Origin of the sequence: Reyranella sp., assembly GCF_965279625.1 — a bacterium.
Classification (GTDB): Bacteria; Pseudomonadota; Alphaproteobacteria; order Reyranellales; family Reyranellaceae; genus Reyranella.
In genome coordinates, this window is the sequence record NZ_OZ257251.1 from 742,130 (window position 1) to 762,678 (window position 20,549).

General features: G+C 65.6%; 19 protein-coding genes and 1 tRNA gene. 10 read left to right on the forward strand and 10 right to left on the reverse strand.

Features of this window, described 5'->3' with window-relative positions; genetic code table 11:
- The first annotated feature begins 1 nt into the window (after position 1).
- Positions 2-490, forward strand: a complete 489-nt coding sequence (locus ACQY78_RS03480; RefSeq protein ID WP_428682782.1) for a CoA-binding protein — start codon at positions 2-4, stop codon at positions 488-490.
- A 339-nt stretch (positions 491-829) separates the two neighbouring features.
- Here ACQY78_RS03480 and ACQY78_RS03485 read toward each other — a convergent pair whose 3' ends face one another.
- On the reverse strand, positions 830-2,350 hold the full coding sequence (locus tag ACQY78_RS03485; protein ID WP_428682784.1) for a DegQ family serine endoprotease: 1,521 nt from the start codon (positions 2,348-2,350) through the stop codon (positions 830-832).
- A 133-nt stretch (positions 2,351-2,483) separates the two neighbouring features.
- On the opposite strand from ACQY78_RS03485, the gene ACQY78_RS03490 reads away from it, so the two are divergent.
- Together ACQY78_RS03490 and ACQY78_RS03495 are read left to right on the forward strand one after the other, a co-directional pair.
- Positions 2,484-3,158 carry a response regulator transcription factor gene (locus ACQY78_RS03490; protein WP_298313053.1) on the forward strand — a complete coding sequence of 225 codons (675 nt, stop codon included), beginning with the start codon at positions 2,484-2,486 and terminating at the stop codon, positions 3,156-3,158.
- Positions 3,136-4,518, forward strand: a complete 1,383-nt coding sequence (locus tag ACQY78_RS03495; protein ID WP_428682786.1) for a sensor histidine kinase — start codon at positions 3,136-3,138, stop codon at positions 4,516-4,518. Before ACQY78_RS03490 ends, ACQY78_RS03495 begins: the two co-directional genes overlap by 23 nt.
- Here the strand turns inward: ACQY78_RS03495 and ACQY78_RS03500 are convergent.
- From ACQY78_RS03500 to ACQY78_RS03520, 5 genes are read right to left on the reverse strand one after another with little or no spacing between them, the layout of a single operon-like run.
- Complete coding sequence (locus tag ACQY78_RS03500) at positions 4,503-5,219, reverse strand: ABC transporter ATP-binding protein (RefSeq protein WP_428682788.1); 717 nt, start codon at positions 5,217-5,219, stop codon at positions 4,503-4,505. The genes ACQY78_RS03495 and ACQY78_RS03500 overlap by 16 nt on opposite strands.
- Positions 5,216-5,986, reverse strand: coding sequence for an ABC transporter ATP-binding protein (locus tag ACQY78_RS03505; protein WP_428682790.1), 771 nt, complete (start codon positions 5,984-5,986; stop codon positions 5,216-5,218). Before ACQY78_RS03505 ends, ACQY78_RS03500 begins: the two co-directional genes overlap by 4 nt.
- Before the next feature lies 1 nt (position 5,987).
- A complete protein-coding gene (locus ACQY78_RS03510; RefSeq protein WP_428682792.1) occupies positions 5,988-6,995 on the reverse strand; it encodes a branched-chain amino acid ABC transporter permease in 1,008 nt (335 codons plus the stop codon).
- 6 nt (positions 6,996-7,001) lie between these two features.
- Positions 7,002-7,904: a branched-chain amino acid ABC transporter permease gene (locus ACQY78_RS03515; protein WP_422036161.1), complete on the reverse strand. Its 903-nt coding sequence runs from the start codon at positions 7,902-7,904 to the stop codon at positions 7,002-7,004.
- A 29-nt stretch (positions 7,905-7,933) separates the two neighbouring features.
- Positions 7,934-9,205: an ABC transporter substrate-binding protein gene (locus ACQY78_RS03520; RefSeq protein ID WP_425065762.1), complete on the reverse strand. Its 1,272-nt coding sequence runs from the start codon at positions 9,203-9,205 to the stop codon at positions 7,934-7,936.
- 105 nt (positions 9,206-9,310) lie between these two features.
- Between ACQY78_RS03520 and ACQY78_RS03525 the strand changes: the two genes are divergently transcribed.
- Entirely contained in the window at positions 9,311-10,225 is a 915-nt protein-coding gene (locus ACQY78_RS03525) for an EamA family transporter (RefSeq protein ID WP_428682795.1), read from the forward strand.
- Position 10,226: 1 nt separating this feature from the next.
- On the opposite strand, the gene ACQY78_RS03530 is transcribed toward ACQY78_RS03525, so the two are convergent.
- A complete protein-coding gene (locus ACQY78_RS03530) occupies positions 10,227-11,075 on the reverse strand; it encodes an SDR family NAD(P)-dependent oxidoreductase (protein WP_428682797.1) in 849 nt (282 codons plus the stop codon).
- A gap of 38 nt (positions 11,076-11,113) precedes the next feature.
- On the opposite strand from ACQY78_RS03530, the gene ACQY78_RS03535 reads away from it, so the two are divergent.
- On the forward strand, positions 11,114-12,178 hold the full coding sequence (locus ACQY78_RS03535) for a lactonase family protein (protein ID WP_428682799.1): 1,065 nt from the start codon (positions 11,114-11,116) through the stop codon (positions 12,176-12,178).
- 6 nt (positions 12,179-12,184) lie between these two features.
- On the opposite strand, the gene ACQY78_RS03540 is transcribed toward ACQY78_RS03535, so the two are convergent.
- Together ACQY78_RS03540 and ACQY78_RS03545 are read right to left on the reverse strand one after the other, a co-directional pair.
- Positions 12,185-13,687, reverse strand: a complete 1,503-nt coding sequence (locus ACQY78_RS03540; RefSeq protein WP_428682801.1) for a tripartite tricarboxylate transporter permease — start codon at positions 13,685-13,687, stop codon at positions 12,185-12,187.
- Position 13,688: 1 nt separating this feature from the next.
- Positions 13,689-14,138, reverse strand: coding sequence for a tripartite tricarboxylate transporter TctB family protein (locus ACQY78_RS03545; protein WP_428682803.1), 450 nt, complete (start codon positions 14,136-14,138; stop codon positions 13,689-13,691).
- Positions 14,139-14,415: 277 nt separating this feature from the next.
- Here ACQY78_RS03545 and ACQY78_RS03550 point away from each other — a divergent pair, with 277 nt between their 5' ends.
- The 4 genes from ACQY78_RS03550 (at position 14,416) to ACQY78_RS03565 (ending at position 19,096) form a co-directional block, all read left to right on the forward strand.
- On the forward strand, positions 14,416-15,708 hold the full coding sequence (locus ACQY78_RS03550) for an O-acetylhomoserine aminocarboxypropyltransferase (protein WP_428682805.1): 1,293 nt from the start codon (positions 14,416-14,418) through the stop codon (positions 15,706-15,708).
- A gap of 45 nt (positions 15,709-15,753) precedes the next feature.
- The gene (locus tag ACQY78_RS03555; protein WP_428682807.1) at positions 15,754-17,088 is read left to right on the forward strand and encodes a Rieske 2Fe-2S domain-containing protein; all 1,335 of its coding nucleotides are present in this window, start codon (positions 15,754-15,756) and stop codon (positions 17,086-17,088) included.
- A complete protein-coding gene (locus tag ACQY78_RS03560) occupies positions 17,088-18,422 on the forward strand; it encodes a Rieske 2Fe-2S domain-containing protein (protein WP_428682808.1) in 1,335 nt (444 codons plus the stop codon). The genes ACQY78_RS03555 and ACQY78_RS03560 overlap by 1 nt, the downstream gene beginning before the upstream one ends.
- Before the next feature lie 65 nt (positions 18,423-18,487).
- Complete coding sequence (locus ACQY78_RS03565) at positions 18,488-19,096, forward strand: glutathione S-transferase family protein (protein WP_428682810.1); 609 nt, start codon at positions 18,488-18,490, stop codon at positions 19,094-19,096.
- Between the two features lie 3 nt (positions 19,097-19,099).
- Here ACQY78_RS03565 and ACQY78_RS03570 read toward each other — a convergent pair whose 3' ends face one another.
- Positions 19,100-20,356 (reverse strand): MFS transporter, encoded by a 1,257-nt coding sequence (locus tag ACQY78_RS03570; protein WP_428682812.1) that lies wholly within the window; start codon positions 20,354-20,356, stop codon positions 19,100-19,102.
- Positions 20,357-20,464: 108 nt separating this feature from the next.
- On the opposite strand from ACQY78_RS03570, the gene ACQY78_RS03575 reads away from it, so the two are divergent.
- A tRNA-Pro gene (locus ACQY78_RS03575) sits at positions 20,465-20,541 on the forward strand.
- Positions 20,542-20,549: the final 8 nt, after the last annotated feature.

A 20,549-nucleotide genomic window follows, 5' to 3' on the forward strand; every position in this document is an offset into this window, starting at 1 on the left:
CATGAAAGCTGCCTTCAGCGACCGTTACGACGATCTCTATCTGCGCAAAATCCTGCGCGACACCCGGACCATCGCCATGGTCGGCGCCTCGGCCAACTGGAATCGTCCCAGCTATTTCGCCATGAAATATCTGCTCGACCGCGGATACAAGGTCATCCCGGTCAATCCGGCGGCCGCCGACCAGGAAATCCTGGGCCAGAAGGTCTATTCCTCACTCGACGAGCTGCCGGTCAAAGTCGACATGGTCGACATCTTCCGCAATTCCGAGGCGGCCGGTCCGATCACCGACGAGGCGATCAAGCACGGCGCCAAGGTCGTGTGGATGCAGCTCGGCGTGGTGAACATGGAAGCGGCAGAGCGTGCCGAGAAGGCCGGCCTCAAGGTGGTGATGAATCGCTGCCCGAAGATCGAGCACTCCCGCCTCGCCGGCACGATCGAGTGGCACGGCATCGCCAGCGGCGTCATCTCCTCGAAGAAGCGCGCGCTCTAAAGCCATCGCGGCGCGCCCCCAGCAAAACAAAAGCCGGCCCGAAGGCCGGCGGCAGTCAAAGGGTTGGGAGGTCTGCAGTACCCACACCAGGCTGCAGACCTCCACTCCCCCTCATGATCGCGTCTTTCCGGTCTTCGCCTGAAATGACGCGGCCCCCCTGAGAGATCCGTCGGGTGCAGGAAAGCCGGCGATGGTGGGGCCACCGCCGGCTCCTTACTGAGGTCTTGCTAACCGCCCGGGGAGAGATAGCGGCTTCGCTTCAACCTCGAAGATTGAACTCAATGTCTGGAGGGAAGGCTTCGGTCGGAGCCCGAGGGCTCCGACCGATCGAGAGGTTTGCTAGGCCGCCCGGGGAGAGATAGCGACAAAGCGCGTCATCCCCTCTCGAAACACCTTCATCAGCACCGGCTTTCCGGTGGTCTTCGCTTCCTTGAGCTTCTCGGCAGCCGCCTTCGGGCTGTCGACGGCGTCCTTGCCGACCTGCTGAAGGAGGTCGCCGGCCTTCAGGCCCTGCTCATCGGCCGGGCTGCCCGGCTCGACCGTTGCGACCACGACACCCTTCACGTCACCATCCAGACCGAGCTGCTTGCGCGCCTCCGGAGAGAGCGGCGCCAGCGAGACGCCGTAGGCCATGGGCTCCGGCTTCGCGGTTGCGCCCTTGCCATCGGCGCTGGCCTTGACGATCGCGTCGTCCTTCTGGCCACCGACCTTGGCGGTGAGGCTCATCTCCTTGCCGTCGCGCCACACACCCAGCTTGACCGAGGTGCCCGGCTTGACCGCGGAGATCGTGCGGGTCAGCTCCTTGATGCCGTCGACCTTCTTGCCGTCGACGCTCACGATCACGTCACCCGACTGGACACCGGCTGCGAGCGCCGCGCTGTCCGGCTGTACCACCGCCACCAGAGCGCCCTTCTCGCTCTTCAGCGACAGGCTCTCAGCGATCTCCTTCGAGACCGGCTGGATCTGGACACCGAGCAGGCCACGCTCGACCCGGCCGCTGTCCTTGAGCTCCGCGACCACCGGCTGCGCCAGCGAGGACGGGATGGCAAAGCCCAGGCCGATGCTGCCGCCGGTCGGCGAGTAGATGGCCGTGTTGATGCCGATCACGTTGCCGTCCATGTCGAACAGCGGGCCGCCGGAGTTGCCGCGGTTGATGGCGGCGTCGGTCTGGATGTAGTCGTCGAACGGACCGGAGTGGATGTCACGGCCGCGCGCCGACACGATGCCCGTGGTCACGGTGCCACCGAGGCCGAACGGGTTGCCCACCGCCATCACCGGCTGGCCGACGCGCACCTTGGTGGCGTCGCCGAACGAGACGAACGGCAGGGCCTTGTCGCTCTCGACCTTCAGCACGGCCAGGTCGGTCTTCTCGTCGCCGCCCAGCATCTTGGCCGGCAGCTTGGTGCCGTCCGCCATCGTGACGGTGATCGAGTCGGCCTTGCCGACGACGTGGAAGTTGGTGACGATCACGCCCTTGGGGTCGACGATGAAGCCGGTGCCGACGGCCTGGGCCTTTTCCTTCGACTGCGGGCGGCCCTTGCCGTCCGGACGACCCGGCTGGTTCGGCTGCATCGGCTGGCCGAAGCGCTCCGCGAAGCGCTTCATGAATTCTTCCATCTGCTTCTGCTGCGAGTCCGAGGTGCGGGTCTCGTCTTCGTCGTCGGCGCCGGCCTTCATGGTCACGGCGACATTGACGACCGCAGGGGTCACCTTGGCAGCCAGGTCCGAGAAGTCCTGAACGGGCATGGTCTGGCCGGCAATGGCCGCGGGAGCGGTGAACATCGGGGCGATCAGGGCAGGCGCCGTCAGGGCAGTGGTGAGCGCCAGGGCGGTCAGGATACGGGACTTGGTCTTGGTCATGATCTACAGCCTCCTCCTTGGGGGGTGAGCGGAATATGGGGGAGGACCCGTAGCGCCCTGATGGCCGCCAGATTGAATGTTTGTATAGTTGGGGAACGTTGCGCCACGGGCCGGCGCCGGATAGACGGGCCACGTGAAAATCCTCCTCGTTGAAGACGACAAGCAAACCGCCGACTACATCGCCAAGGGCCTGCGCGAGCACGGCCACGTGGTCGACCATGCCGACAACGGACGCGACGGCCTCTACCTCGCCACCGGCGAGAAGTACGACGTGCTGATCGTCGACCGCATGCTTCCACAGATGGACGGGCTGTCGCTCGTCAAGGCGGCGCGCGCCTCGGGCATGAAGGCGCCGGTCCTCTTCCTCACCACGATGGGCGGCGTCGACGACCGTGTCGCGGGGCTGGAAGCCGGCGGCGACGACTACCTCACCAAGCCCTTCGCCTTCGCCGAACTCAGGGCCCGCATCGGCGCCCTCTCCCGCCGCCCGCCGATCGTGGCTGCGACCTCCCTCGTCGCCGGCGATCTCGAAATGGACCTACTGGCGCGTACCGTGACGCGCGGCGGCAAGCGCATCGAGCTGCTCGCCCAGGAATTCAAGGTCCTCGAATACCTGCTGCGCCATGCCGGCGAGGTGGTGACGCGTACCATGCTGCTCGAGAAGGTCTGGGACTTCCATTTCGATCCCAAGACCAACATCGTCGAGACGCATATCAGCAGGCTGCGCTCCAAGATCGACAAGGGCTTCGACAAGCCGCTCCTCCATACGATCAGGGGGGCAGGCTATGTCATTCGCGCGCCTGATTAGGATCCTGCGTTCGGCGAGCTTCCGCCTCCCGCTGCTCTACGCCGTCCTCTTCATCCTGTCGGCCGGCGTGCTGTTCGCCAGCGTCTACTGGACGGCGACCGCGGCGATGCAGAACGATATGGCCGCCGTCCTGCGCTCCGAAGCCTATCAGCTGGCAGAGGTTCACCGCCGCAGCGGCCTCGCGGGCCTCGCCGGGCAGATCACGCGGCGCATCAACTTCCGCACCAAGGGGCCGATCTTCTACCTGCTGCAGGCTCCCAGCCGTCGTGTCGTCGTCGGAAATCTTCCCGGCATGCCGCCGGTCAACGGCGCCATCGACTTCGAGCCCGACCAGCCCCAGCCCGAGATCGATCCCGACCGTCCCGGCGAGCGCCCCAAGCTGACGGGCTTCGGCCTCACCCTTCCCGACGGCTCGTTCCTGCTGGTGGCCCAGGACGCCAACCGTCTGGTCGACATGCAGCGCGCCATCATCCGCGCCTTCGCCTGGTCGGGCGGCCTCACCCTCGTCCTGGCCATCGCCGGCGGCGCCCTGCTGGGCAGCAATTTCCTGCGCCGCATCGATACGATCACCCGCACCAGCCGCGCCATCATGGAAGGCGATCTCTCCGCCCGCATTCCCGTGCGCGGGACGCACGACGAGATCGACCAGCTCGTGGCCAGTCTCAACGCCATGCTGGCGCGCATCCAGCAGCTCATGGACGGACTGCGCCAGGTGTCGAGCGACATCGCCCACGACCTGCGCACGCCGCTCGGCCGCCTGCGCCAGCGGCTGGAGGATGCCCGCGAGCGTGCCACGACGACCGCCGATTACAGCGCCGCAACCGACGCCGCCATCGAGGAAGCGGACGCCCTGCTGGAAACCTTCTCGGCCCTGCTGCGCATCGCCCAGGTCGAGGCCGGCGCCCAGAAGAGCGCCTTCGCTTCCTTCGACGTCTCCGCTCTGCTGAAGAGTCTGGGCGAGACCTACCAGCCCGTCGCCGAGGACTTGGATCGCGCCCTCGATGTGCAGATCGAGCCCGGCGCGATGCTGACCGGCGACCGCCAGCTGATTGCCCAGCTCGTGTCCAACCTGCTGGAAAACGCGCTGCGACATACGCCCGAGGGCACCAAGGTCCGCCTTGGCCTGCACCGGCACGGCGACGGGCTCGAAATCGAAGTCGCCGACAACGGCCCGGGCATCCCCGCCTCCGAGCACGAAAAGGTCTTCGACCGTTTCTACCGGCTCGACCGTAGCCGCTCGACGTCGGGCAGCGGCCTCGGCCTGGCGATGGTCAAGGCGATCGCCGGGCTGCACGGGCTCGCGATCCGGCTAGAGGATGCCAAGCCCGGCCTGCGCGTCGTACTTCAGACCGCCAGGTAGCGCTTCTTCACGTCGTCGTTGGCGCGCAGCTCGTCAATCGAGCCACGATAGACGATATGGCCCTTGTCGATCACGGCGACGTGGCTCGCGATATCCAGGCAGAAATGCATGTTCTGCTCGGCCACGATCAGGGTCGTGCCCATGTCGCGCAGCCGCTGGATCAGCTCACCGATCTTCTCGACGATGATAGGCGCCAGCCCTTCGCTCGGCTCGTCGAGCAGCACTACATCGGGATTTCCCATCAGTGTGCGCGCAATGGTGAGCATCTGCTGTTCGCCGCCCGACAGCCGGCCGCCCATGCGGCCACGCATCGACGCCAGGATCGGGAAGACGTCGTAGATCTTCTCCAGCGTCCAATCGATCCTGCCGCCGACGCCCGGCTTGATCGCGATCTTCAGATTGTCTTCGACCGAGTGCTCCGGGAAAATCTGCCGGTCCTCGGGCACGAAGCCCACGCCCTCGCGCGCGATGCGGTCGGGTGTGAACTTCTGCACAGGCGTGCCGCGAACGGAGACCGTGCCCCGTTTGGCGGGCGCGATGCCGATGATGGATTTCATGGTCGTGCTCTTGCCCGCGCCGTTGCGACCCAGCAGCGCCAGAGACTGGCCCTTCTCCACGGCGAAAGACACGCCGAACAGGATCTGGCTGGCGCCGTAGAAGACGTCGATACCCTCGACCCTCAGGATTTCGGCGGCGCTCATGCCGCCGCTCCCTGTCCAGCAGCTCCATGGGCGGATTTGCCGAGATAGGCCTCGATCACCTTGGGATTGGTTCGCACCTCGTCGGGCGTGCCTTCGGCCAGCACCGACCCGTAGGACAGGACGCGGACCGTCTGGGCAATCTTGAAGACGATGTCCATGTCGTGCTCGATGAAGATCAGGGTCATGCGCCGTGCCCGCCACAGGCGCTGCACCGTTTCGATCATGCGCCAGCGCTCCTCCGGCCCCATGCCGGCGGTCGGCTCGTCGAGCAGCAGCACTTTGGGCTCCAGCGCCAGGGCCAGTCCGATATCGAGCAGTTTCTGGTCACCGTGGCTTAGATTGCGGCTCAAAATGCCAGCGACACGGGTCAGCCCGAGCAACTCCATGATCTCGTCGGCGTGCTTCGTCGTGGTGGTGAGCGGAAACGGCGAACGCAGCACTGTCTCGCGGCGCTGATGGGCCTGGGCCGCCGCCGCCAGTGCTTCGGACACGGTGAGCGTCGGGAACAGGCTCGCCACTTGAAAGGCGCGCCCGACACCCAGCCGGACGATCCGGCGCTGCGAGAGGCCCGCGATGTTCTCGCCCGCCAGCAGGATGCGGCCGGTGTCTGGTGCAAAACGGCCGGTGATCAGGTTGAACAGCGTCGTCTTCCCGGCGCCGTTGGGGCCGATGATGGCGCTCAGCGAGCCGTCGGCAAAGTCCAGCGACACGTCGCGCGTAGCCGCCACGCCGCCGAAGGACTTCTTGAGGTTTTCGAGCTTCAGCATGTCAGGCATCCCTGCCCGTCTGCGCGTCCTTGTCGGCCGCATCCCGGATCGCCTGGGCCTTGGCTTGCCGCCGGTTCTCCCAGCGTTCGGCGAGCAGGTCGAGCGGACCTTTGCGCAGGCCGAGCACCAGGATGAGGATCACGATGCCCAGCACCAGTTCGGTGTGGCTGGTGTAGGTGACCGTGACGTCGTTCAGCAGGCGCAGAATGACCGTGCCGACCAGCGGCCCCAGGAAGACGTTCGACCCGCCCAGCAGGATCATGAAGATCGCCTCGCCCGAGGTCGTCCAGAAGCCGAAATTGGGATAGGCCCCCGACACGAACAGGGTCAACAGGATGCCGCCCACCGCGGCGATGCAGGCCGACATCACAAAGCAGGCCAACTTGACCATCGTCACGTTGATGCCGAGGAAGGCCGCACGCTCCTGGTTGTCGCGGATCATGCGCAGCGTGTAGCCGAAGGGCGACGTCACGATCTGGCGCAGGAGGGCGATGCAGACGACGAACGCCACCGAACAGAAGACGTAGAGCTGCGTCCGGTCGGCCAGATCAATGCCGAGGAACTTCGGCCGCGGAATGCCGCCCATGAGCCCCTGGTCGCCGCCGGTGAACGACACCCACCCCAGGATGATGTTGTAGAACAGCATCTGGAAGGCGAGCGTCAGGAACGCGAAATAGATCTCGTTCAGCCGCACGCAGATGGCGCCGACGATCAACGCCATCAGCGCCGTGAAGCCGATCGCCAGCGCAAAGGCCCCGGGAATCGAGAACTTGCCCGACTGCATTGCGAGGCCGAACGCATAGGCGCCGGCGGCAAAGAACATGGCGTGGCCGAACGACACGAGGCCGGTGTAGCCGATCAGCAGGTTGAGCGACATGGCGAGCAGGCCGTAGGCCATGCCGAACATGATGAAGTCGCGGATCGCCGGTGGCGCACCGAACACCGGCACCAGCAGCAGCAGGACCAACCCCAGCCCGGCCAGGCCCAGATCTCTCCAACGTGAGGTCATCGCCGCCTACCGGTGCGCGCGGCCGAACAGGCCGCTGGGCTTGAAGATCAGGACCAGCGCCATGATCAGGAACATTACCCCGTCGACGAACAGGGGAAAGCCGATGCTGCCGAAGGACCGCGTGAGGCCGATGATGATCGAGGCGACGAAGGCCCCCACGATCGAGCCCATGCCGCCGATCACCGTCACGATGAAGGACTCGATCAGGATCGAGAAGCCCATGCCCGGCGTCAGCGAGCGCACGGGCGCCGCCAGGGCTCCCGCCGCGCCCGCCAGAGCGCTGCCGATCCCGAAAACAGCTGCGTAGTAGAGGTTCACGCGGATGCCGAGCGCCGACACCATTGGGCCGTTGATGGCCGCGGCCCGCACGATGCTGCCGAAGCGCGTCCGGACGATGACCAGCCACAGCAGCAGTCCGATCGCCATCGCCGCGAGGATCATAAAGATATAGAATGGCGGTATGACGCCGCCCATGAAGCGGACCGGCGGCAGCCGGAACTCCGGCGGCATGCCCATCGACAGCGGCACCGGCCCCCAGATGATCTTGATGAGATCGTCCGAGATCAGCACCACGGCGTAGCAGACCAGGAGCTGCATCAGCACGTTGGAGCCGTAGACCTTGCTCATCAGCACCCGCTCGAACAGGACACCCAGCATGCCGACCGCCACCGCCGCTCCCAATGCGGAGACGAAGTAGCTGCCGGTGAGCTGGTAGAAGGTCCAGGCCGCGTACGCCCCGATCATGTAGAGCGAGCCGTGGGCGAAGTTGATGACGTTCAGAACGCCGAAGATCAGCGTCACGCCCGACGCGATCAGGAAAAGCAGCATGCCGATGATCATGCCGCTGGTGAGCTGCGTCACGACACAGGAGGTCGTTCCGACGCAGCGCAACAACGCGTCAAGGTCCACGTGGATGTCCTATCTGAAAGTGAAGACGATCAGGTCGCGTAGCCCTGCTTCTTCTTCCACTGCTTCTCGAGTTCGAGGATCGGCTCCCAGGGCGACATCTTGAAGTCCGAGATGTACGGCTCCTTCGACAGCGAGAGGCCGTACCCGATGATGTAGTTGATGGTGGTATTGTCCTCGGCGCGCATGGTGATGGAGCCGCCGTCGCCGAACGGGGTCTTGATCGTGGCCCCCTTGATCGCCTCGGCGAGCTTCTTGCCGTTGGTATCGCCGTTGGTCTTCTTCAGCGCCTCGATGAGGAACTGTGCGCCGACGGCATTCTCCCACGACCAGTTGGTCGGCTTGCTCTTCTGCGTCTTGACGTATTCCAGGTACCAGGCCTCGTTCTCGGGCGTCGGCGGAACGGTGCGATTGTAGCGGCCGCCCGAATAGACGCCCTGCGGGAACTGCTTCACCTGGTCGACGACGCCGTAGTCGCCGAGATTGACCATGAACGACGCCTGCTTCTCGAACAGGGCGTACAGGTTCGCCTGGTCGATGAAGGCCACGAGGTCACCGCCCCACAGCGCCGAGTACATGGCGTCGGCCTTGGCATTGAGCAGCTTGGTGACGACCTCGGTGTAGTCGGGCTGGAAGAGCTTGGGCCAGGTCTCCTCGACGACGGTGATGTTGCCGTCGAAGTACTTGGCGTATTCCATGAACTCGGCCGTGTTGGAGCGGCCATAGGCATAGTCGGGCGAGCAGGTCGCCCACTTCTTCAGGCCCTTCGCCTTGGCGACCTTGGCGGCATAGTCGCCGCCGCCGATCGCGTCGTGGATGCCCTGGCGGGCCGTGCGGAAGGCCGTCGGCACGTAGAGCTTGGGATCGGCGGTGAGCGACGACGTCTCCGAATTGGTGTGGATGCAGAGCACGCCGACCTCGCGGATGACCTCCTGCACCGCAAAGGCCGCGCTCGACGCTTCGGCATCGATGATGATCTGGCAGCCGTCGTTGTTGATCAGGTCGCGCGTGACCTTGGCGGCTTCCTGCGGCGCGCCCTTCGAATCGCGCACGATCATCTCGATCTTGCGGCCGTTGATGCCGCCTTCGGCGTTGAGCTTGTCGAAGGACATCTTGAGCGCGCCGACGCTGCTCTGGCCAAGGATGGCGACACGACCCGACAGGATCGTCGGCACGCCGATCTTGATGGCGCCGGTCTGCGCCTTGCTGATGGCCGGGGCGCCGACCAACCCGGCCGCGGCCAGGGCGCCCGCACCCTTCAAAACTTGACGACGGCTCGCGCGCCGCGACTCGGTGGACGTCATGGTGTTCACTCCCGGAATAGTTCTTGCGGTCTTTGACCGATTGCCGCGATCCTATGAGTAATTGTTCGACATGGTCAAACGACAACCCGCTTGCGAGTCGGGAATATGATCCCCGTCTCCGGGCTCTGGATCCCCCTCACCGTCTTCGCGGCCGCTGCGCAGACCGTTCGCAACACCGCGCAACGGCATCTGACCGCCGAGCTGGGCACGCTCGGCGCTACGCTGGTCCGGTTCCTCTACGGCATGCCCGTCCTTGCGGTGTGGCTTTGCCTCATGCTGCTGTTCGGTGGTTCCCCTCAACCGGCCCTCACCTTGGTCTTCGGCGGTTGGGTCGTCGTGGCGGCGCTGAGCCAGATGGCGGGCACGGCCCTGCTGTTGCGCGCGATGGAGGAACGCAGCTTCGCGATCGGGCTGGTCTATTCCAAGAGCGAGGTCATCCAGGTCGCGCTCTTCTCGGTTCTGTTCCTCGGCGAGACGCTGTCGGCCATGGCGGTCGGCGCCATCGTGGTCGCCACGTTGGGCGTCGTGCTGTTGACGCCGCGTCGTCCGTCACGCGAGGGCACCAGCCGAAGCTGGGCCGATCCGGCCGCGTTCTACGGCCTCGCTTCGGGCTCAGCGTTCGCGATTTCGGTCGTGGGCTATCGCGGCGCCAATCTCGCACTCCATACCGGCTCGCCCTTCCTTGCTGCGGCCGAGACGCTTTTCTGGAGCCAGCTCCTGCAGGCAGTCCTGCTCTCCGCCTGGCTGCTGGCGCGACACCCGGCGATCGTGCTGGGCGCCTTGCGGCAATGGCGTGTCTCGATGTTCGCCGGAATCGCCGGCGCCTCGGCGTCGCTGGCCAACGTGACGGCGCTGGCCCTCGCACCCGCCTCCCAGGTTCGAACGCTGATCTTGATCGAGGTCGTGTTCAGCTACTTCGTCTCGCGCCGCGTCTTCCACGAATCGATGAACCGGCGGGAGCTCGCTGGCATCGTTCTGGTCATGGTGGGCGTCGTCCTGGTTGTCTCCAACGCAAGGTGATCTAGGTCCACGGGTGCAGCTTGCGATGGCGCACCAGCAGGCCAGAAGGCTCCCGGGTTCCGGCCGGCAAAGTGGCCAGCCAGACGAGATCCTGCGCCGCCTCGTCCGGCGTTGCCGCCTTCGACATGTCCGCGAACCAAGGTCGTGACGCTTCGGTGTTCACCAGGCCGGGACAGGCCGCATTCACGAGGATGCCGCGGCGGCGGAACTCGGCTTCGTTAGCGCGCGCCAGCACGCGGACCGACGCGACCTGCCCGATCTTGGACGGTACGTTGATCCAGTCCGGCCAACCATCCTGCTGAGCCGTGCCGGCGCGTGTCGCTCTTGCGAACTCGTCCATCGCGGCCTCGACGTCATGCAGAGTGAGCCCCGGCGCATCGAACTTCGAATGCAGGCGCGGGTCGAGATTGCGCAAGGAGCCGAACGAGCTCGCCACCACGATGAAACGTGCATTGTCCCGGAGCAGCGGCACGAAGGCCTCGATGACCCTCAGGGTGCCGTGATTGTTGGTGTCGACGAAACCGACGACCTGATCGGCCTGCGGTGTGTCCCTGGTGATCCGCGCCGCCGCGTTCTGGATCACGATGTCGATGCCACCGTGCCGGGCGCGGATCTTGTTGGCCGCCGCGGCCACGCTCGCGGCATCGGTGACGTCGAGTTGGATGAAATCGGGTGCCAGCCCCTCGCCTTGCAACAGCGCGCAGGCCGCCTCGCCACGATCGGTGTCGCGGGCCGCGAGATAGACGACGCTCTCCTCGCCCAGGGCACGGCGCAAGCCGCGCACCAGCGCCAATCCCAAACCCTGGTTGGCGCCGGTGACGAGGGCGATCTTCCGCGTGGTATCCTGCATCGTTGACCTCGCTTCGCGACGGTGCCGAGAATGGCACCATGAAAACACATCCGCTCTTCGCCTATGTCGGCAGCTACACCTCGCCCGAGCGCAACGGCCGCGGCAACGGCATCAACGTCTATCGGGTCGACCCGCATACCGGTGCCTTTCGGCACATCCAGCATCTTGGCGGACTGGAGAACCCGTCCTTCCTGGCGCTGAACGAAGCAGGCACGCGGCTCTATTCCGTGCACGGCGATCGCAGCGAAGCAACCTCCTACACCGTCGATCGCGAGACCGGGCGCCTTGCCGTCCTGAACCGCCAGCCGACCGGCGGCTACAATCCCATCCATCTCGCCTTCGATGCCCAGCAGCACTTCCTGGTAGTCAGCAACTACGGCTCCGATTCGCTGGCCGCCCTGCCCATCGGCAAGGACGGGGCACTTGGTCCCTATTCCACCCTCACGACCGTCGCCGCGCCGCTCGGGCCTCACCGCTCAGAGCAGAAGAACGCGCGTCCGCATCACAATCCGCTCGATCGGGCCGGCCGCACCTTCTACCTGCCCTGCAAGGGCTCGGACTGTGTGATCGGCTACCGGCTCGATGCAAAGCGCGGCGTTCTGGTCGAGACCAGCCGCGTCGCCGCCCGGCCGGGCGCCGGCCCCCGTCACATCGACTTCCACCCGCGCAAGCCGTTCGCCTACGTGATCAATGAGCTCGATTCGACCATCACGACCTACCGCCAGAACGGTACCAGCGGCGCGCTGACGCCGCTGCAAACCGTGCCGTCGACGCCTGCGGAATTCACCGGTTACAGCACCGGCGCGGAGATCTGGGTCGATGGCGCCGGCGGCAACGTCTACGTCTCGAACCGCGGCCATGACAGCATCGGCGTGTTCGGCATCGAGGCCGCCAAGGGCACCCTGGCGCCGCGCCAGTGGGTGCCGACCAGGGGCGGCGTGCCGCGCTTCTTCGCCTTCGATCCGGCGGAGCGTCTTCTGTATGTCGCCAACCAGGGAGGCGATTCGATCATCGCCTACAAGGTCGGTCGCAACGGGCTCCTGGCCCCCACCAGGCTGCGGACCAAGGTCGGCAGCCCGGCGTGTATCGTCTTCTCTTGCTAGAGAGGGTCAGCCTTCCTCCTGGAAGGCCTCCTCTCGGGCTTTCTTGATGCTCGGCAGCGCCATCAGGATCAGCAGCAGCGCCGTCGTGATGAGCAGGCCCAGGCTGATCGGCCGTTCGACGAAGACCATGGCGTCGCCGCGCGAGAGCAGCATGGCGCGCCGGAAGTACTCCTCCATCTGCGGCCCCAGCACGAGGCCCAGAAGGAACGGAGCGCCTTCGCAACCCAGCTTGACGAAGATGTAGCCCAGCACGCCGAAGATCCCGACCTGCAGCACGTGGAACGTACTGTTCTGCAGACTGTACGCCCCGATGCAGCAGAAGAGCAGGATGGCGGGCGCCAGGTAGCGGTACGGCACGGTGAGCAGCTTCACCCACATGCCGATCATCGGCAGGTTGATGATGACCAGCATGGCGTTGCCAATCCACATCGAGACGATCATGCCCCAGAACAGGTCGGGCTTCTTGGTCATGACCTCAGGCCCCGGCTGGATGCCCTGGATGATCATGGCTCCGACCATCAGCGCCATGACGGCGTTGGACGGGATGCCCAGCGTCAGCATCGGGATGAACGAGGTCTGGGCGGCGGCGTTGTTGGCCGCCTCCGGTGCCGCAACACCCTCGACCGCACCCTTGCCGAACTGGCCGGGGTTCTTGGAGAGCTTCTTCTCAAGCGTGTAGGCCGAGAAGGCGCCGAGGGTCGGACCACCGCCGGGCAACACGCCCAGCAGAGATCCCAGCAAGGTGCCGCGCAGGATGGCCGGGATGGAGCGCCTTATCTCCTCTCGCGTCGGCCACAACGATCCCACTTTGATCGCCCCGCCGCGTTCCAGGTGTCGTTCTAGGTTGACCACGATCTCGGCGATGCCGAACAGGCCCATGGCGATCGGCGCGAAGTCGATGCCGTCGCTCAGCTCCGGAATGTCGAAGGTGAAGCGCTGGGCGCCGGTGTTCACGTCGGTGCCGATCAGGCCGAACAACAGGCCCAGGAACACCATCGCGATGGCCTTGGTGACCGAACCACTGGCCAGGACCACCGCGGCGACGAGACCAAGGGCCATCAGGGAGCAGTAATCAGCCGGGCCGAATTTCTGCGCCATGCGCGTCAGCGGCTCGGCAAAGATGACGATGATAATGGTGCCGACGGTACCGGCGAAGAACGAGCCGACCGCGGAGATCGACAGCGCCGCACCGGCTCGCCCGTTGCGCGCCATCTGGTAGCCGTCGAGACAGGTCACGACCGAGGAGGCCTCGCCCGGCAGGTTCACCAGGATCGACGTCGTCGAACCGCCGTACTGCGCGCCGTAGTAGATGCCGGCCAGCATGATCAGCGAGGCAGTCGGCGGCAGATGGAAGGTGATCGGCAGCAGCATAGCGATGGTCGCCACGGGACCGATGCCGGGCAGAACCCCGATCAACGTACCGACCATGCAGCCCAACAGGGCATAGGTCAGGTTCTGGAAGGTGAAGGCGACACTGATGCCGAGGACGAGATTGTCTAGGAGATCCATCTTACCAAATCCCCTGCACGACAGAGATGTTCATCCCCAGCCCGACCTTGAAGACGATCGTGCACAGGATGGAGAGAACGACGATGTTGCCGATCACTTCGGTGAGCTTGAATTCCTCGCCGGCCAGTGACGAGATCATGACCAGGACGACCAGCGCCGGGACCAGGCCAGCACGCTCGAACAGCAGCGCGAAACAGACAATGCCGAGGGTCACCAGCGTGATCGGCTTCCACTTCGGCCGTTCGACCGGCTCACTGCCGCTCACCACGGCGATGATGCAAACCAGCACGCCCAGTGCTAGAAGAATCAGGGAAAGCATGCGCGGCACGTAGCCGGGTCCCATACGGACGGGCGTTCCAACCGCCAGGTGCTGGCCGAAATAGAGAGCCGCCAGCCCGAAGGCGACAAACATCAACCCGGACAAAAAGTCCTTGGTCACAAACCGATTCACGGTGTTTCGCTCCCCAAACATTTACGCTGTGTTGCGACGCCCGTAATCGCGAGACACAGCGCGGGACCCTATCCTCCGATTCTTACGCCAAGCTGACGCCGAGCCTGGTGACCCCCCGCTTTCCGGAATGAAGGAACATTCAGGCAGCTCCCGATAGCGTGGCGGCGCAATTCCCTCAGTCGGAACTGCCCATTTCCGCAAGCTCGCCTTGGATTTGACGGGACCCGCGGGTGATGTGCGGAATGGCGGTGTGAAATTGCCGGCCCAGGAGAGCTTCGTGAGCGACAAGACCTATGGTTTCGAAACATTGGCACTGCATGCCGGCGCCGCCCCCGACCCGACGACCGGTGCCCGCGCCCTGCCGATCTACCAGACGACCGCCTATGTCTTCGAAGACGCCGACCATGCCGCCGCGCTCTTCAATTTGCAGACTGTGGGATTCATCTACTCGCGGCTGACCAATCCGACGAATGCCGCGCTCGAAACACGGCTGGCGACACTGGAGGGCGGGCGCGGCTGCACCGTCGCCTCGTCAGGCCATGCGGCGCAGGTCCTCGCCCTCTTCCCGCTCATGAGTCCCGGGGCCGAGATCGTCGCCGCCTCTCGCCTCTACGGCGGCTCGCTGCAGCAGATGAAGAACACCTATCCGAAGTTCGGCTGGACGGCGAACATCGTCGATGCGGACACGCCCGACAATTTCAAACGTGCCGTGACCGACAAGACCAAGGCCTTCTTCATCGAGAGCCTCGCCAACCCGGGCGGCGTGATCAGCGACATCGAGGCGATCGCCCGCGTCGCCGAGGATGCGGGCGTGCCGCTGCTGGTCGACAATACGCTGGCCACGCCCTGGCTCTGCAAGCCGATCGACTACGGCGCGACGCTGGTCGTGCATTCCACCACCAAGTTTCTGAGCGGCACCGGCACGTCGATGGGCGGTGCGGTCGTCGATTCCGGCAAATTCGACTGGTCGCGCGGCGGCAAATTCCCGAGCCTGGCCGGCCCGGAGCCGGCCTATCACGGGCTGAACTTCTACGAGACGTTTGGCGACATGGCCTACACGTTCCACAGCCATGCCGTCGGCCTGCGCGACCTCGGCCCCACCCAGGCGCCGTTCAACGCTTGGCTCACCATGCTCGGCATGGAGACGCTGGGCCTGCGCATGGAGCGCCACTGCGCCAATGCGCTGGCGGTCGCGCAGCATCTCGAGAAGCATCCGGCGGTGGCCTGGGTGAACTATGCCGGCCTGCCCTCCAACAAGTACAACGCGCTGGCGAAGAAGTACCTGCCCAAGGGCGCCGGCTCGGTCTTCACCTTCGGCGTCAAGGGCGGCTACGACGTAGGCGTGAAGGTCGTCGACAGCGTCGAGCTCTTCTCCCACCTCGCCAATATCGGCGACGCCAAGAGCCTGATCATCCACCCCGCGTCGACGACGCATCGCCAGCTCTCCGAGGAGCAGCGCGTGGCCGCCGGGGCCGGCCCTGACGTGCTGCGCCTGTCGATCGGGATCGAAACTGTTGCAGACATCATCGCCGATCTGGATCAGGCTCTGGAAAAGGCGACGCGCTCCTAGCCCGTCGCCCCTACGCCGGGGAACACGGCGAGGCAGGAGGATGGAATGCTCAGCAAGGCGGACAACGAGTTCCTGACCCGTGCCGGCAAGGGCACGCCCATGGGCGAGATGTTGCGGCGTTTCTGGATGCCGGCGCTGCTCTCCGAGGAATTGCCCGAACGCGACGGCCCGCCGAAGAAGATCCGCATCCTTGGCGAAGACCTGCTGGCCTTTCGCCAGACCGACGGACGGGTCGGCATCGTGGAGCCGCACTGCCCGCATCGCGGCGCCAACCTCTATTATGGCCGCAACGAAAATTGCGGCCTGCGCTGCTCCTTCCACGGCTGGAAGTTCGACGCCGATGGCAACTGTGTCGACCTGCCAACCTCACCGCCGGAGTCGGCCTACAAGGATACGATCAAGCTTCTCGCCTACCCGACACGCGAATGGGCCGATCTGATCTGGGTCTATATGGGCCCGCGCAAGCATATGCCGGAACTGCCTCAGCTCGAGCTGGGGCTGGTCCCCGCCGCCTCACGCTTCGTCACCAAGAAGTGGCAGGACTGCAACTGGGTGCAGAGCCTCGAGGGCGCGATCGATACCTCGCATTTCTCCTTCCTGCACAAGGTGCTGGCGACGGACGACGAGGCGGCGCGACGCGCTATGAGCCGCGCTGCGCTGAGCGACCAGGCCAAACCCGACGATCGCGTGCGCTGGGTGCAGAACGACCCGCGCCCGCGCTTCAGCGTGCTGGGTCACGACACAGGCCTCGTGATCGCGGGCGGCCGCAAGACCGACGGGCCCGACCTGTACTGGCGCATCGCACAGTTCCTGATGCCCAACCACGCCTACACGCCCGCCGCCTTCCCGGGCGAGATCTACTACGGGCAATCGTGGGTGCCGGTCGATGACGTGAGCTGCTGGATCTACACTTATTGCTGGCAGCCGGACCGGCCTCTAAGCAATTCCGAGCGCGCCAAGTATCGCGGCGGCTTCAACGTCCATTCCGAGGTCGATGCCGACTACAGGCCGCTGCGCAACCGGGACAACGACTACCTGCGCGACCGCGGGGTGCAGCTCACCGAGAACTTCACCGGCATCACCGGCGTTTCCGAGCAGGACGCCGCCATCCAGGACAGCCAGGGGCCCATCCAGGATCGCACGAAGGAGCATCTCGGGCCGACCGATATCGGCATCGTCGAATTCCGCAAGCTGGTGATGGGCACCGCCCGCCGCCTCGTCACGGGCGAGCCGCCCGCCGCCGCGCACAAGGCCCATCGCTATGCCGTCCGCTCCGGAGGCTGGATCGCGGCGCCGGACAAGGATCTCGCCACGGTCATGACCGAGCGGTTCGGCCAAGAGCGCGGCTATGTCGGCAACCAGTACGGATTGGGTGACTGATGCTCGCAGCTGACAACGCGTTCCTGACTGAGAGCGGCCCCGGCACGCCGATGGGCGACCTGATGCGCCGCTTCTGGATGCCCGCCCTGCTCTCCGAGGAACTGCCCGAGCGCGACGGCCCCCCGAAGAAGATCCGCATCCTGGGCGAGGACCTGCTGGCCTTCCGGCAGACCGACGGACGGGTCGGCATCGTCGAGCCGCATTGCCCGCATCGCGGCTCCAATCTCTATTTCGGCCGCAACGAGGAGTGTGGGCTGCGCTGCGCCTTCCACGGCTGGAAGTTCGACATCGACGGCAACTGCGTCGACCTGCCGACCTCGCCGCCGGAGTCGGCCTACAAGGACACGATCAAGCTCCTGTCCTATCCGACGCGCGAATGGGCCGACATGGTCTGGGTCTACATGGGCCCGCGCGAGACGATGCCCGAGCTGCCCCAGCTCGAGCTGGGCCTCGTTCCCGCCGGCCATCGCTTCGTCTCCAAGAAATGGCAGGACTGCAACTGGGTGCAGAGCCTGGAGGGCGCCATCGACACGGCGCACTTCTCCTTCCTGCATGCCATTCCGACCAAGGATGAAGCGGCGCGTCTCGACATCCTGCGCAAAACCTCCGCGATCGGTCAGGAAGGCGGCCTCGCGGATCGCAGCCGCTGGGTCACCGACGATCCGCGACCGAAATTCAGGATCCAGGGCCACGATGCCGGGCTAGTGATCGCCGCCGGTCGCAAGACCGATACGACCGACGTGTATTGGCGCATCGCGCAGTATCTCGCGCCCAACCACGCGTTGGTGCCGGTCGCCTTCCCCGGCGAGGTCTATCATGGCCAGACGTGGGTGCCGGTCGATGACACGAGCTGCTGGATTTACACCTACAGCTGGGTGCCCGACCGGCCGCTCACCAACGCCGAGCGCACCAAGTACGCGTCGGGCCTGAGCCTCCACGCCGAGATCGACGAGCACTACGTGCCGAAGCGCAACCTGCGCAACGACTACATGATCGATCGCGAACTGCAGAAGACGCTGAGCTACACCGGCATCAGTGGCGTCTCCGACCAGGACGCGGCGATCCAGGACAGCCAGGGCGCCATCCAGGACCGGTCCCGAGAGCATCTGGGTCCGACGGATGTCGGCATCGCCGAGTTCCGCAAGCTGCTGATGGGCGCCGCCCGTGCCCTCCAGCAGGGCGAACCGCCGCGCGCGGCGACCGCGGCGACACGCTATGCCGTGCGGGCGGGTGGATGGATCGCGGCGGCAGAGAAGGATCTCGCGACGGTGATGACGGAACGCTTCGGTCACCGGCATGGCTATGTCGGCGACGAATACGGGCTCACGGAATAGAGGGTTAGACCGGCGCGGAGCGCTGCACTATCGTCGCGACCATATCGGTATTGGGGAGATATTTCGTGACCATCAAGATTTACGGGCCGACAGCGTCGCGCGCCGCGCGCGCCCTCTGGATCGCCCATGAACTCGGCATTCCGTACGAGCACATCGCCGTCGAGATGAAGGATCTCAAGAATCCCGACTATCTCAAGGTCAATCCGAACGGCAAAGTACCGACGCTGGTCGATGGCGAGTTCAAGCTCTTCGAATCGATGGCGATCAACCTCTACCTGGCGGCCAAGCACGGCAAGGACGGCTTCATGCCGGCGAGCCTCGAGGATCAGGCCTTGTGCAACCAGTGGAGCTTCTGGGGCATGACCGAGCTCGAGAAGCCGCTGCTGACGATCCTGATCGACATGTTCATGACCCCGCCCGACAAGCGCAAGCCGGAGGCCGTCGCCGACGCGCAGAAGGCGCTGCCCAAGCCGCTGGCGGTGCTGAACGGCGCGCTCGAGGGCCGCGAGTACCTGCTGGGTTCGAGCTTCACCGTGGCCGACCTCAACCTCGCGTCGATCATGAGCTGGGCCAAGCCGATCAAGGTCGACTTCACCCCGTTCCCGAACGCCAGTGCCTGGCTCGATCGCTGCCTGTCGCGTCCTTCCTACAAGGCCGCACGCGGCGCGAAGTAGCCTCTACTCCGCGGGCGCGACCTGAGCCGCCGGCAACGACGCATCGCGCTCGTTGCCGGGCAGGAGCAACGCCACCAGGGTGATCACGACCGAGGTGGCGGCGAGGCCGAGGAACAACAGCTCGAGGCTTCCCGTCGTCTCGCGCACCCAGGCAATCAGCAGAATCGCCAGCGGTCCTGCGCCGAAGGCTACGACGAACTTCGCGCCGAAGCCCAGCCCGTGATAGCGGCTGGGCGTGTAGCGGGCGATCAGGATGTTCTCGATCGGCCCGGCCGCCGCGCTCAGCACCGCCGAGCCGATGGCCCCCAGCAGCGCCACGTAGCCGTTGCCCATGGCCAGCGCCAGCATGGCGATCACCTGCAGGGCCGAGGCCACGACATAGGTCGCTTTCAGCGGATAGCGGTCGATGATGCGCCGGCCCATCGCATACTGCGCCACGCCCGAGACGACGTAGATCATCGAGGTGGCCAGGCCGACCCACAGCACGATCTGGGTCGCGACACCCCACGAGGCCAGCCCATCGCGCAGCGCCGAGATCTCGGGCGCGAGCTTCACCTCGAAGACCATCGCCGCACCGAACATCAGCGCCTGCCAGATGACGCCTTCCAGCGCCATGGTGACGGAGAGCACCGAGAAGACGCGCCAGAAATCGCGCCGGCCGACCTGCGTGCTCTTGGCCTGCGGCATCGGCCGGTCGCCGACCTTGCCCTGGCGGATCTGGACCCAGAGGACGGCGCCGACGACCAGGCAGACGAGGCCGGGAACGATGAAGGCCGCACGCCACGAGGCCAGCGTAATCAGCACGCCGGGGACGATCCCGTACAGCGCGAGTCCGGCGCTGCCCCACAGGCCGTTCACGCCCATGGCGTGGCCCTGCTCCCGGGCCGTGCGGATCACCCAGCCGATGCCGACCGAGTGATAGAAGGCGCCGAAGGTGCCGATGCCGCACAGGGCCAGGGAAAGCGCCAAGGTGTCGCCGGTCGGAACGAGGCCGCAGGCGATCGACGACAGGCCGAGGCCGAGGAACATCACGACCATCATGGCCGGCGCCCCGAACTTGTCCGATGCCCAGCCGGCCGGCAGCGACACGATGCCCAGGAGGATCGTGGCCGGCGCATAGAGACGCAGCAGATCTTCGGCCGGCAGGTTCCAGGACACTGCCAGGGTGAGGACGATCACGGCGTAGAACGCCGTCATCATGTGCATCAGCGCGTGGCCGATGGAGGAGAAGAGCAGGACGCGCCGGCCGGGGTCGATCATCCTGTCTGTATCGTTTCTCGCCCTCTTCGCTGCAAGCGCAGCTTGCGGCAACGCTGCCATTCGCGCTAAAGCCCCCGTGCCGCGGGCCTACCGGCCGGCGGCACCGGTCGGGGCGTAGCGCAGCCTGGTAGCGCATCAGTCTGGGGGACTGGGGGTCGCAGGTTCAAATCCTGTCGCCCCGACCAATTAATTC